Genomic DNA, 14,199 nt, shown 5'->3' with positions numbered 1-14,199 from the left:
AGTCTTTTTTGAAATTAAATCTTTTTCATTTTCTTCTTCACTAACAATGTAAGAAACAATACAATCGGAATAATAAATTGAAATGGAAGATGTAAATATAAAGGCACAACCTTTAGGCCGATAAATAAATGCTCAGGAAGATTACGATCCATGATAACGGTTAGAAGAAAGGTAACAATCCCTACGATATAGACAATCAAATTTGCTTTTATTTTCTTAGGAAGGAGCAAGTGGAACCCCTTTGTTCCTGCTATGGAAAAAACAGCAACCTTTACAAAGCCTACAATAAAAAAGCTAATAACTGAAATGATCTCAATATGCTGTATAACATCAATAAATTCAATCATTTCAATTGCTTTCAATAGAGGGAAAGTAAAGATAGCCGCTACTTTTGCACCTAAGATGGCAATGATCGTTTCTGAGACGACTAATAAAATAAACCCTGCTAAAAGAACAGCTAACCAACCTCTTTTCATTAGTGTCTTTTTATCTTTAATATGATAAAAGATAAAAATAAAGACGATCATTTCACCATAAGGAAATGTAATCCGTGGAGGAATTGTTGATAATTTAAAGTCATCCTTATCAAAAAATGGACGAATATTTTCCCAAGAAATCACTTTAGAAATATCTGAAATAATCAATAACACGACAACAAGAACCATCGTGATAAAAAAGAGAATTTCTGAAGCTCTCGCAATAGCTTCCAATCCTTGATGACATGCGTAGCAAACTAACATAACAAACACAATGGATATAACCCAGTTTTTTATTTGATAAAACAATGTTTGACTGATGAAATAAGAAAAGTCTGTAATGACTCTGCTGGCAATATAAATAAAGTAAAGTGAGTAGAGAAGTAACACGAACTTACCTAGATACTTTCCAAAGCCCTTTTCAAGTAGAACGTGAAAATCAGTCCAATTGTTTTTCTTTAAGATATTGAGGTAAAGAAAAATAATACCGATCCCAACTGAAGTGGAGAAAATGTTGAGAATCCAGGCATTTTCCTCTACTTCAAGACCTAGTCCAACCACAATAGTACTTCCTAAAAGGAACAATGTAATCATGGAGAAAACTTGGAATGTGCTTATTTTCACCGTATTCATAAAATCATCCTATCAAACATATTTAATCAGGAATTTGTGTTGATTCTCCAGTGTCGGTAACCGTCACTTTTACGTTTACATCCACCTTCATAGTAGGATAGATAGAATCCCAATCATTTTCGAGCTCATGCCATTGTGAAGGCTTGGAAAGGTAAATATTCTTAGCAAAACCAATAAAATCAGTATTATATTTTTGACTTTTTGCTACTAGGTCATCGATGCTTTGCTTAATATCTTGTTCAAATTGCTTTTCATATTTCTCTTTATTAGGATGCTCAAAGTTCATATCACAGTTTGATTCGTATATTTCGCCATCTACTTTAACATCAATTGTAAATGCAGGAATGTTATTTTCTTGTTTAAAGTGAAATTTAGTTTTTGTATCTAATATATTCATCGCTGCGAATTTGTTTTTTTTATCTTTAGGACAACTAGCTTCCCAGATGGATCTTTGTAAAAGGCTTCCATCTAACATTAACAGTGTTTTTCCTTCTTCATCACCTAAAAAATCAACTAATTGATCACCTTTAAAGAATGCCATTCCACCGATCATTAAGTATGTTGGTGACAAATATGTGCTTATGTTCTCTTTTGTTATTCCTTTTGAAGGGTCACCCTTAACGACTAAATAGGGAATACTTGTATTAACAACGGTTTTATTCATTAAATAGTTTTTTATCTTATTAGGATAGAGAATCTTGGCTGAACCATAATTTGCTTCTACATTTTCAATTGTTTCTCTAATTCGAGAAGCTGAAAATTTATGAACAGGAGAAAATAACTGTAAAACAGTGGATGGTTTTACTTCTTTTGTTACAAAAAACTTAAGGTTTGCTGAAATATTTGGTTCAAGAATGAGAAAATTCAATACATCTGTAATCCCTTTTTTTGCAAGCTCTTCACTTACAACAATAATCTCAGTATTGTCTAAAAAAATAGTTCTTGAAATTCGTTTAGATAGTTTTCGGATGGCATCTGAAATAGTTCGTCCATGTTCTTCATACACAACAGCACCTAGCTGATCTCCTGATGCATTTCGTTGGAGAGCAGGAGGGTTTAAAAGCTGAATAGTAAGGTGATAGACATTCTCCTCGTCTATATCAATTCCTACAGCAGAAACCATGGAAAAATTATTTAGAGATGTATTTTGTACATTTCTTCCTATAAAAAAACTAATAATAATAAGAAATGTGTAAAAAAGCAGGATGTGCCAGTTTAATTTCTTCATACATACCTACCTAATCTCGTTTTTTCATTGGCTCTTCTTTTGTAAATAATTTTTTATTCGATGTTATATCTTGAATCGGTTTTCGGACAATGGCATCCTTTTGATCTTGGATGTTAAAAGGTGCCATTGGTGATAAATAGGGAACTCCGAATGACCGCAATGAACATAAATGAATTAACAATGCAATAAGGCCAACCATAATTCCGAACAATCCCAGAAATGCAGACAGAAAAATAAATCGGAAAGTAAGCATTCTAGAAACAGCATTTAGAGTGTAAATTGGTACAACACTTGACATAACATAAGTTGCACCTAAAACAACCAATGTTGTAGGTTGTACTAACTGTGCTTCTACAGCTTGTTGCCCAAGTGCAATGGATGCAAAGATCGTGACTGTTAACACCACACTCTGAGGAAGTCTTAACGAGCTCTCGGTGATAATTAAAATGAGCCAATAAAAAATTAATACCTCAATAACTGTAGAAAAAGGGACAAATTCCCTTTGAGCCAATATCCCAACTAATAACTGTGTTGGTACAAGTCCTGGATGATAAATTGTAAAGGCAATATAAAATGCTGGTAGTAAAGTTGAAAGAAAGAAAAAGAAAATTCTTGCTATTCTTCTCGTTTGCAATCCTTTATGCATAACAAAATAATCATCAGGTGATTGAAATAGTTGCACAAAAACAGTTGGAAGAGCGACAGCAAAAGCTGTTCCATCCACTAAGATGACGATTTTTCCCCCCATAAGTTCTGCTGCAATCACATCAGGTCGATCAGTTGCAAATGTTAAAGGAAATTGAGACTTTGATTCTGATGTAATGATTTCAACAATGTAATTCGTGTCCAAAATAAGATCAAGCTTCACCTCATTTAATCTTTCGTATATATAACTTAAAAGGTCTTTATCAACTTTTCCTTCGATGTATAGTAGTGATACTCTAGTTTTGGTTTGTCCTTCAAGTGGATTATTATCCACTCTTAACTCAGGATTTCTTAAATAGTACCGAATCAAAGAGATGTTGGATGTAAGCGACTCATTAAAGCTTATGTTTGGTCCTGATTGTGTTCTTTGATTACTAGGGGGTGTTAGACTTCTCCCGGGCATTTTTGTTGTATTGGCATAAAGGACTTCTCCAAGATCGTCAAATAAGATAATAGTGTTTCCGCCAACAAGGTTTGAAGCTAAGGTTTGAAAATCCTTGGTTTTATTGACTTGGTTTGTTTTGATAATCCTATTCAAAAATAACTCAATAAGCTGGGAAGAGGTATGATCGTAAGAAGGTAAAAATGTCGAAATAGGAGTCACAATCTGTTCGTCAACTCTCTCGTCATCAACAATTCCATCAATATATATAATGGCAACCCTCTTATAAAATTCTCTGATCATTAAATCAGAACTATTGCCAAATAGCTCTTTAATTGTAGAAATATTATCTTGTAAAGAAGCGTGAACACTTTTATTAATAAGATCCATATAAAACCCTCTTTTAATAGAATGGTTATATAGGATAGTTTGATCAAAGAATCTCTTTTTATCCAAAAAAAGGAGAGAATAAAAAACCCTGGTCGAATAACCAGGGTTTACGTTGTTGTTATATTAAATTTTTACTGCACTACCTTTCACATTCCACGTTTTCTTCCAAGAGTAACTCGCAAATAATAAAACGGAAAATGCAACTAAGGCAATAATCGAGAAAGTGATAAACCCAGAAGCATAAGAACCTGTTACTTCCTTCAATGTTCCTAAAATATTAGGTAGGAAAAAGCCTCCAATTCCTCCGGCAGCTCCAACGATTCCTGTGATCATGCCAATTTCTTTTTGAAAACGTTGTGGAACTAGTTGGAATACGGCCCCATTTCCCATACCTAAGCACATCATTCCTACAAAAAGTAAGGCTGTGATGGCAAATAAAGGAGGTAATTGACTAACGCCCAGCATACAAACAGCAACACCGATGAAAAGGAGGGATAACACCTTTACTCCGCCGATTTTATCTGAAATAAATCCACCAACAGGACGGAAAAAGCTACCTGCAGCAACACATAAAGTAACGAAATCACCAGCTTGAACGGACGTTAATTTGTATTCATCAACGAAAAACATACTGAGAAAGCTAGATAATCCTACAAACCCACCGAATGTAACGCTGTACAAAATGCAGAAAAACCATGTGTCTTTATGAGCAAATACTTTAAAGTAATTAGCTAAAGGCTGAGGAGCTGGTTGTGAAGGAGCATCCTTCGCTAAAATCATAAAAATGATGAAAGTAATAAAAAGCGGAATGAGTGCAAACCCCATTGTCACATGCCAACCGAATTGTTCTGCTAAACGAGGACCAAATAAAGTAGCGAACAATGTACCACTGTTACCGGCACCTGCAATTCCCATTGCCAAGCCTTGGAGATGTGGAGGATACCATCTACTAGCCATTGGTAAGGCAACGGCAAAGCTGGCTCCTGCTACCCCCAACAATATCCCAATCATAAATAGTTCTGGCAATGTATTTCCGGCAAGTAACCCCCAAAGCAATGGAATAGCTGTGATTGACATTCCTAAAGTAGCGGTCTTCTTTGGACCAAACCGATCTGTTAAAATTCCTAAAACAATCCGGAAAAATGAACCTGCAAGAATTGGAATTGCCACAATCAATCCTTTTTGAGATGGAGAAAGACCGAAATCTTGTGTAATAAATACCCCAAGTGCACCAAGCATAACCCAAATCATAAAGCTAACATCAAAATACAGAAACGAGGAAAAAAGTGTTTTCGGGTGACCACTAGTTTTTAAATCCGATAATTTCATGTGAAATCTCCTTTCAAATTCCCTTGGTTTTTTGTACTTATTAAAATTTTCTGACTTATTGCATGGTGCTATTATATTTGGCAAAAAAGAAGTAGGAAAGATACTTGTAAACAAATATGACATAAAAATATTTATTTAACATATTACTTTCTAGCACCAAAAGTCCATATAGTAGAAACGCAGAATTTGTGTGAGGATATCTAACGTAAATAGTTAGATTTTAACTAATATATGAAATAATGATTTTATGTTAAAAGTCAGAGAATAAATGCTGGAGGGTGAACATGAAGCGGAATTTGGTGGTAATCGGTAACGGAATGGCGGGAGTTCGCTGTGTTGAAGAAATTTTAAAGCATAATCCAGAGCTATATAACATCTCCATTATTGGCAGTGAACCCCACCCTAACTATAATCGAATTTTATTATCTTCTGTTCTACAGGGAGAAGCAGGATTTCAAGATATCACGATTAATGATGCTAAATGGTATGAAGAAAATGATATTACCTTGTTTTCCGGAGAAACAGCAACAGAAATTAATACGGAAAAAAAGGTAGTTGTTACGGATAAAAATCATGCCTTATCTTATGACAAATTAATAGTAGCCACCGGATCGTCACCTTTTGTACTTCCGATACCAGGGGTTGAAAAAGAGGGAGTCGTGACATTTCGTACGATAGAGGACTGTAAAAATATTTTAGAGACCGCAAAACACTATAAAAATGCAGTCGTAATTGGTGGAGGAGTATTAGGTCTAGAGGCGGCAAGAGGCTTGGTAAATCTAGGGCTTAATGTAAAGGTTGTTCACAATACAGAGTACCTCATGCAGCGTCAGCTTGATTCGGTTTCTTCAAAAATGCTTCAGCATCAGCTAGAGCGACAAGGAATTGAGTTTCTTTTAGGAAAAGTAACCGAACAAATAATAGGAGATAAACGAGTGAACCAATTAACATTTACCGATGGTACTTCTGTAGATGCTGATTTAGTTGTGATGTCTGTAGGTGTGATCCCTAATACTGTTTTAGCTGAGAAAAGTGGGATCTCAACAAACCGGGGAATTGTTGTGAATGATTTGATGGAAACAAGTGTTAGTGATATTTACGCAGTTGGTGAATGTGTGGAGCATAAGGGGATTGTCTATGGTTTAGTAAAACCGCTTTATGAACAGGGGCAAGTTTTAGCAAAACACCTTTGTCAGTTAAACCCTCAAGGATATGAGGGATCTGTTTTATCAACAAGCTTAAAGGTGCCCGGGGTGGAGCTTTTTTCTGTGGGGGATTTTACGGAAGATTCCTCAACTAGATCGTTAACTATGTTAAATGAAATAGATTCTGTTTATAAAAAAATCATTCTTCGCGGTGATATTATCGTTGGAGCTGTATTATATGGAGAAACAAAAAACCAGTCAAAGCTTCTCGATCTGATTGTAAAAAGAAAGCATGTAAGTGATGAAGAGAAGAAACAGCTCCTGCAAGCAGCAGATAAAGATTCTTCTAGCATCAAATTCATGAAACAAAGTGAAATGATCTGTAACTGCAATGGAGTAACAAAAGGAACAATTATTGAAGCTGTTCAGCAAAATCAATTAACAACCATTCAGGAAGTAAAACAATGTACAAAAGCATCCAGTTCATGTGGTGGCTGTAAACTACTCTTGTCTGATTTGCTAGATTACATTCAAAGTGACGAATGTGATGAACTGTTTGAAAGAAAATCGTTATGTACTTGTACAAAACTTACAGAAGATGAACTGGTTTTACAAATTCAACAAAAAAATCTCTCTTCATTACAAGATGTTTTTACCCAGCTAAATTGGCTGTCTTTAGAAGGGTGTGCGGGCTGTGTGCCGGCTATACAATATTATTTAGCGATGATTTACCCAGATCGTGCAGAAAAAAATCAATTCTTCTATTTAAATGATAACGTAAAAGCTCAGCATATGAGTGATGGAACTTATTCCATTATCCCACAAACGTATGGAGGAAAAGTATCAGCGAAGCAATTACGAAACATTGCAGCTGTTATGGAGAAATATCAAATAACAGACGTTGGTCTAACAACTGAACAACGATTCCAACTAAAAGGAATTATGCAAGAAGATATCGGAGCTGTATGTACAGACTTGGGAATACGTTTACGTCCAGTGAACATTCATACAATCCATCATGTGAACACCTACTACAGTGGGGGAAATTGTAAGTGCCATACAGAAGCATCTTTACAACTCTCCATTCAACTAGAAAAGGAAATGGAATTTATCTTAACACCACATGAGATTAAGTTAAGTGTGTCTCCATGCAAGCATCATGATTTGGAAATGAGAACAAATGATATTCACTTAGTTGGAGTTGAAAGAGGCTGGGAAATGTATGTTGGAGGAAGCTGTTCTCCACAACTACAGCAAGGTGAGTTATTTAGCATCGCAAGTGATCATGATGAAGCTAAAAGATTAATCTGTGGGTTTGTCCAATATTATCGGGAAACAGCCAATTATTTAGAAAACATAAGCGAGTGGATCAATCGTGTTGGAATCATTCATATAAGAGAAGTGTTATTTGAAGAAACTCTTTGTAATCAGCTAGTAGAGAGGCTTCAAGCTGAAATGATGATAAATGTAGAAAGAATTAACTAGTTTTAAAGATTAATTGAAAAAAGGATGGATGTGCCTTGACCGATTTATTATTAAAGTATTTCAGGACAAAGCAACAAGAGGTCCAAACGGAAAAAGTGTATGATACTCAATGTCCATTTTGCAGTATGCAATGTAAAATGCAGTTGATTGAGCAGTCGATCGTCTCAAGAAAAACGTATAAAACAATAGGGAAAGATAACCCAACCTCACAAGGAAGATTATGTATTAAAGGAATGAATGCCCACCAGCACCCGTTCCATCAAGATCGAATTTTGCATCCATTACTAAAAGTAGATGGAGAATTTGTTAGAATCACATGGGATGAAGCCCTTCAACATATAAAAAAACAGTTTGAGGAAATACAGGCTGTAGATGGACATGAGGCTTTATCAATCTATGGCAGTGCATCGATCACAAATGAAGAAGCCTATCTACTCGGGAAATTTGCAAGGGTAGCACTAAAAACTCCATATATTGATTACAATGGACGTCTTTGTATGTCAGCAGCAGCTACTGCAGCCAATCAAACATTTGGCTTAGATCGCGGTCTTACCAACTCATTAAAAGAAGTGCCGTTTACTCGAGTGATTATATTAGCGGGTACAAATATTGCAGAATGTCAGCCAACAATTATGCCTTATTTTGAAAAAGCAAAAGAAAATGGGGCTTATATTATTGCGATAGACCCAAGAGAAACACCAACAACACAACTTGCTGATTTGCATCTTAAGGTCAAACCGGGAATGGATGCGGCACTAGCTAATGGATTATTAAAGGTTATCATTGATGAAGGTCTGATCGATGAAGCATTTGTCAAAGAACGAGCAACAGGGTTTGAGGAAGTGCGAAGCTATGTGGATTCATTATCTCTAGACGAAATTGCTGAGATAACAGGAGTTCCGGTAGATCAAATAAAAACAGCTGCGATAAAGTTTGCTGAAGAAGAGTCTGGGATGCTTTTTACAGCTAGAGGAGTTGAACAGCAAATCGATGGAACAGCGGCCGTCCGCAATATATTGAATTTTTTACTTGCAACAGGAAAAATCGGAAAGCCATTCTCTGGATATGGAGCGATTACGGGTCAGGGAAATGGACAGGGTGCGCGTGAGCATGGACAAAAAGCAGATCAGCTTCCTGGTTATCGTTTAATTGAAAATGATGAGCATAGGGAACATGTAGCCAAAGTATGGGGAATCAATAAGGATGAACTGCCTGGCAAGGGAGTATCAGCATATGAAATGTTTCAAAAAATAGATCATGGTGATATCACAGGTATGCTACTCGTCTGTTCTAACCCTGTTGTTTCTAATCCAAATGCAAACTTTGTAAAAGCAGCATTAAAGAAGTTAAAGTTCTTAGTAGCTGTTGATATGTTTATATCAGAAACTGCCCAACTTGCGGATTTAATTCTCCCTGCCTCATCTTATCTAGAAGATGAGGGCACAATGACAAATCTTGAAGGACGTGTAACGTTAAGAGAAGCAAGCCGTCCATGTCCAGGTGAGGCAAAGAATGATTGGCAAATTATCTGCGAGATTGCAAAGGTGCTAGGAAAAGAGAAATATTTTCCGTTTCAAAAAGCAGAGGATATCTTTAATGAATTAAGAGAAGCAAGCCGAGGAGGAGCAGCCGACTATTACGGAATTACCTATGATAGAATTCGGAAAGAACAAGGCATCCTCTGGCCATGTCCGGATTTAGAGCACAGCGGAACTGACAGGCTATTTGAAGAAACATTTGCACATGCTGATGGTAAAGCAAGGATGGTTCCTGTGTCTAATATTTCAGCATTACCAAAAGAAAAGCCTTGTGAGGAATTTCCTCTCTACTTAACAACTGGCCGTATCATGTCACACTATTTAACAGGAGTCCAAACGAGGAAAAGTGCTGCACTTGCAGCAAGAAACTTTGAATCATACTTGGAGATCCATCCTGAAACAGCGAAGAAATACAACATTGAACAAAACACCCTTGTTTCCGTCTCATCTAGAAGGGGGACTATTAAAGTCAGAAGTAAAATCTCTGATACCATCCGACCAGACACCGTATTTGTCCCGTTTCACTGGGCAGAAGACCAAAACGTCAACATGCTAGTCGGGGAAGACCTTGACCCAACCTGTAAAATGCCTGGGTTCAAGGTTAGTGCAGTGAATATTAAGCCGATTAACTAATTGCCAAGAAACCGACAACAGTCGGTTTTTTTTATGATTAATACAAAATTATATTTACTGTTTTAAATTAAAAAAGTTCAAAATGTATATACCCTGAATCAATTTCATAATGTATCATTTGTTACCAAAAAACGTATGAGTTTTACCTTTATTAGTATTTTTATCCGTGTATTGTTTATTAACAAGTTCAGGATGAAGAAAAATGTTCGTTTTTTGATTTAAGAGTTATTATTATGAAATTAACTCACCCTATGAAAATAAATAAAGATAATTTTTGATTTAGGCTTAATAGTAACTTTATTCATGATACAGTAGTACAATGAGGTTTATACATAATCCTCTGCACAGTGATATCGTAGGGGGTGTAACATAGAGATGAGTGAAGATATTTCAAAAATAAATTATCAAGAAGTTTTAGAATATTTACATGATCCAATCATCATTCACTGCAATCATAAAATAATTTATATTAATCAGGCCGCTGCCACTTTTTTTAAATGTAGTCAGGAAGATGTGATAGGGGCCGATCCATTAGATATTTTTCAGGAATCTTCTAAACAAGCAATTAAAAAAAGAATCAGCTCTGCTTATGACAGGCCCGCAGAAGTAATTGAAGAGCTTGTCTATAGAATGGATGGCACAATAGTAGAAGTAGAATTGTATTGTCATCCTTTAAAAATCGGAGAAACAAAAGCGATTCAAAGCGTAATAAAAGATATTACTGAAAAAAGAGAAGTTGAGAAGAGAAATATAGAGACAATAAGAGAAATAAACGCATTAGCAACTACCCTTGTTCCTCTATTCAAAGGTGTTGTAGTTCTCCCTTTGGTTGGGTCATTTGATGAAAGTAGAGCAACCTATTTAATTGATCATGTCCCAATTAAAGTAAAGGAGAGCAATGTAGAGTGTATCATTATTGATTTCTCAGGAATCTATAAGTTAGATCATCTTGTTGCTGATATACTCTTTAAAATTACCAATGTGATGTCCATGTTAGGGGTGAAATGTATCATTTCAGGTATGCGTCCTGACTTGGCGGTCATTGCGATTGAATTAGATATCAATATAGCAGGAATAAGCTCATTTTCGACTGTTCAGGAAGCTATATGTTCACTAAATTAAATCCTCTAGGTCTTGTTACTAAAATGTTCGAACAATAAATATCGGCTAAAACATTTTCACTAATGTTGTTGAAGTTCACACGTTTTCTTTGATTGGGAAGCCATAGTGCTTAATGGTCTTAATCAATTGGAAAAGGTGTGTTTTTTTATTCTGGAGGTATGTTTCCTTGTTCTATGATTTTGTGAAATTATGAAGTCCTAATTTGAAACGATTGATTTTCTTTTCTTAATAATGGCTTTGTGCCTATTCTTAACAAAACAACGTTAGAAAACCTAACATGTATGTTAAATGTATCATTTAGCCGTGATATAGTTGAGGAAACTTTCCAAGGGGAGGAAAATCGAGTGAACAAAAAGAAGCTTGTACTAATAGGAAATGGAATGGCCGGAGTAAGAGCAATCGAGGAAATTCTAAAATTATCCCAAGATTCATTTGACATCACAATTTTTGGAACAGAACCACACCCAAACTATAATAGAATTCTATTATCAAAGGTTTTACAAGGAGATACAGAAGTAAAAGATATCACGCTAAATGACTGGGAATGGTATGAAGAAAACAATATCACTCTCTATACAGGTGAATCTGTTACAAAAATTGACTCAGAAATGAAAGTCGTCTACTCAGATAAAGAACGAGTTGTCCCATACGACGAACTTATTATTGCAACAGGATCTGTTCCGTTTATTCTACCTCTACCTGGAGCTGACAAAGAAGGTGTGACCGCCTTCCGTGATATTAAAGATACAGACATTATGCTTGAAGCATCTGAAAAATATAAAAAAGCAGCCGTTATCGGTGGAGGATTATTAGGTTTAGAAGCAGCTCGTGGTTTATTAAATCTTGGAATGGATGTAACTGTCATTCATATTTCTCCAACATTAATGGAGCGCCAACTAGATCAAACTGCCGGTAAGATGCTTCAGCAAGAATTAGAAAAACAAGGGATGAAATTTTTACTAGAAGCATCAACAGCTGAAATCTATGGAGATGAACGAGTAGAAGGCTTAAGGTTTAAAGATGGAAGTGAATTAGAAGCAGATTTAGTTGTTATGGCTGTTGGAATCAAACCAAATATTGCCCTCGCTGGTGAAAGTGGACTTGAAGTCAATCGAGGAATCGTTGTAAATGACTTTTTACAAACGAATCTTCCTAACGTATACGCCGTTGGTGAATGTGCTGAACATAATGGCATTCCATACGGTCTTGTCGCTCCTTTATATGAGCAAGGAAAAGTACTGGCAAAACATATTTGTGGTGAACAAACAGATGGATATAAAGGATCTGTTCTATCAACACAATTAAAGGTTTCTGGAGTCGAAGTGTTCTCGGCTGGTGACTTTATGGAAGGTGATGACAAAAAGTCATTAAAAGTTTTTGATGAACAAGATGGGATCTACAAAAAAATCGTGTTAAGAGGCAATAAAATCGTTGGTGCTGTACTATTTGGAGATAGTAAAGAAGGCAGTCGCCTGTTCTCGATGATTAAAAAAGGAGCAGACATTTCCGACACAGAAAAAATCAGTATTTTACAACCAATTGGTGAAGAAGCTGGAGAAAGCTTAGTTGCTTCTATGCCGGATGATGAAATCATTTGTGGTTGTAATGGAGTTTCAAAGGGTGCGATTGTTCAAGCAATCCAGGAAAAGGGTTGTACATCCGTTGATGCGATTAAAGGCTGTACGAGTGCATCTCGTTCATGTGGAGGCTGTAAACCATTGGTAGCGGATGTTTTACAATATACACTTGGCTCTGATTTTGATGCAGCTGCCCAAAAAGAAGCAATCTGTGGCTGTACAACATTATCAAGAGATGAAGTGGTAGAGGAAATTAAGGCAAAAGGCTTAACACATATTAAAGAAGTAATGAATGTTCTTGAATGGGAATCTGAAGGCTGTTCAAAATGCCGCCCAGCTCTTAACTACTATTTAGCAATGGTTAACCCAACCGGCTATGAGGATGAAAGAGAATCACGCTTTGTTAATGAACGGATGCATGCAAATATTCAAAAAGACGGCACATACTCTGTTGTTCCAAGAATGTACGGTGGTGTCACAAATGCAGGTGAGTTACGTCGTATAGCCGATGTTGTTGAAAAATATGAGATTCCATTAGTAAAAGTAACAGGTGGTCAACGTATTGACTTATTTGGAGTTAAAAAGGATGATCTTCCGAAAGTATGGCAAGACCTTGATATGAACTCTGGTTATGCTTACGGAAAATCACTACGTACCGTAAAAACATGTGTTGGAGAAACATTCTGCCGCTTTGGAACACAAGACTCGATGGGATTAGGCATTCGTTTAGAAAAGAAGTTTGAAGGTTTGCAAACACCTCATAAAGTGAAAATGGCTGTGTCTGCTTGCCCAAGGAGCTGTGCAGAATCAGGCTTTAAAGATATCGGCTTTATCGGAATTGATGGGGGCTGGGAAATTTATGTTGGTGGTAACGGTGGTACTCACGTACGAGGTGGAGATTTGCTTTATAAAGTAAAAACAGATGATGAAGCAATGGAGATTACAGGTGCTTATCTACAATATTACCGTGAAACAGCAAACTATTTAGAACGTACTTCTGCTTGGATCGAACGCGTTGGCTTAGATCATGTCCAATCTGTTTTAGATGATAAAAAGAAGCGTGCTGAGTTAAATGCTCGCATGGATGAAACTTTATCTGTTTATAAAGATCCTTGGAAAGAAATTATTGAAGATCAGAAAACAAAGAAAGAGTTATTTGAAACAGTCTCTTTATAAGGTGAAAATACAGAATATTTTGTCATGGAGGGCATGGACATGAAAGAACTAACCAAAACGAAGGTGTATGTAGGAGCATTTCTGGAACTACCAGAGCGAGTTGGTAAAACGGTCAAATTGGAGGAAGATAAAGAGGTTGCTGTTTTTAAGCTATCGAATGGAAAAATAAAGGCAATAGAAAATAAATGCCCACACAAAGGCGGCGTGTTAAGTGAAGGAATTGTCAGCGGAGAGCACGTATTTTGTCCAATGCATGACTGGAAAATTTGTCTTGAAGATGGTGTTGTGCAAGAACCAGATTTTGGTTGTGTGAAAACTTATGAAACAATCATTGATGATGGAGAAGTTTTTCTGTTAGTTTAATAAAGACGCTCTAGCTT

9 protein-coding genes are annotated in these 14,199 nt (G+C 36.2%); 5 read left to right on the top strand and 4 right to left on the bottom strand.

The annotated features are described in order from the left end of the window. Positions 1-14 precede the first annotated feature (14 nt). The 4 genes from LPC09_RS24910 to LPC09_RS24895 form a co-directional block, all read right to left on the bottom strand. Complete coding sequence (locus LPC09_RS24910) at positions 15-1,109, bottom strand: GerAB/ArcD/ProY family transporter (protein ID WP_231308683.1); 1,095 nt, start codon at positions 1,107-1,109, stop codon at positions 15-17. A gap of 22 nt (positions 1,110-1,131) precedes the next feature. Then, on the bottom strand, positions 1,132-2,337 hold the full coding sequence (locus LPC09_RS24905; protein WP_098795195.1) for a Ger(x)C family spore germination protein: 1,206 nt from the start codon (positions 2,335-2,337) through the stop codon (positions 1,132-1,134). A gap of 10 nt (positions 2,338-2,347) precedes the next feature. Beyond that, a complete protein-coding gene (locus LPC09_RS24900; RefSeq protein ID WP_231308682.1) occupies positions 2,348-3,814 on the bottom strand; it encodes a spore germination protein in 1,467 nt (488 codons plus the stop codon). Between the two features lie 123 nt (positions 3,815-3,937). Next, the gene (locus LPC09_RS24895) at positions 3,938-5,143 is read right to left on the bottom strand and encodes a NarK family nitrate/nitrite MFS transporter (RefSeq protein ID WP_231308681.1); all 1,206 of its coding nucleotides are present in this window, start codon (positions 5,141-5,143) and stop codon (positions 3,938-3,940) included. 284 nt (positions 5,144-5,427) lie between these two features. On the opposite strand from LPC09_RS24895, the gene nirB (LPC09_RS24890) reads away from it, so the two are divergent. From nirB (LPC09_RS24890) to nirD, 5 genes are all read left to right on the top strand, one after another. Continuing rightward, the gene (nirB, locus tag LPC09_RS24890; RefSeq protein ID WP_231308680.1) at positions 5,428-7,773 is read left to right on the top strand and encodes a nitrite reductase large subunit NirB; all 2,346 of its coding nucleotides are present in this window, start codon (positions 5,428-5,430) and stop codon (positions 7,771-7,773) included. 35 nt (positions 7,774-7,808) lie between these two features. After that, complete coding sequence (gene nasC / locus LPC09_RS24885) at positions 7,809-9,944, top strand: assimilatory nitrate reductase catalytic subunit NasC (RefSeq protein WP_098795191.1); 2,136 nt, start codon at positions 7,809-7,811, stop codon at positions 9,942-9,944. A 375-nt stretch (positions 9,945-10,319) separates the two neighbouring features. Continuing rightward, positions 10,320-11,066 (top strand): PAS domain S-box protein, encoded by a 747-nt coding sequence (locus tag LPC09_RS24880; protein WP_098795190.1) that lies wholly within the window; start codon positions 10,320-10,322, stop codon positions 11,064-11,066. A gap of 344 nt (positions 11,067-11,410) precedes the next feature. Then, a complete protein-coding gene (gene nirB / locus LPC09_RS24875) occupies positions 11,411-13,819 on the top strand; it encodes a nitrite reductase large subunit NirB (RefSeq protein WP_098795189.1) in 2,409 nt (802 codons plus the stop codon). Between the two features lie 33 nt (positions 13,820-13,852). Further along, complete coding sequence (nirD, locus tag LPC09_RS24870; protein WP_098795188.1) at positions 13,853-14,182, top strand: nitrite reductase small subunit NirD; 330 nt, start codon at positions 13,853-13,855, stop codon at positions 14,180-14,182. The last annotated feature ends 17 nt before the right edge of the window (positions 14,183-14,199 follow it).

The organism is Metabacillus sp. B2-18 (genome assembly GCF_021117275.1).
Lineage (GTDB): Bacteria > Bacillota > Bacilli > Bacillales > Bacillaceae > Metabacillus.
The sequence above is the reverse complement of the archived record's forward strand: the minus strand, read 5'-3'. Positions and strand labels throughout refer to the sequence as shown.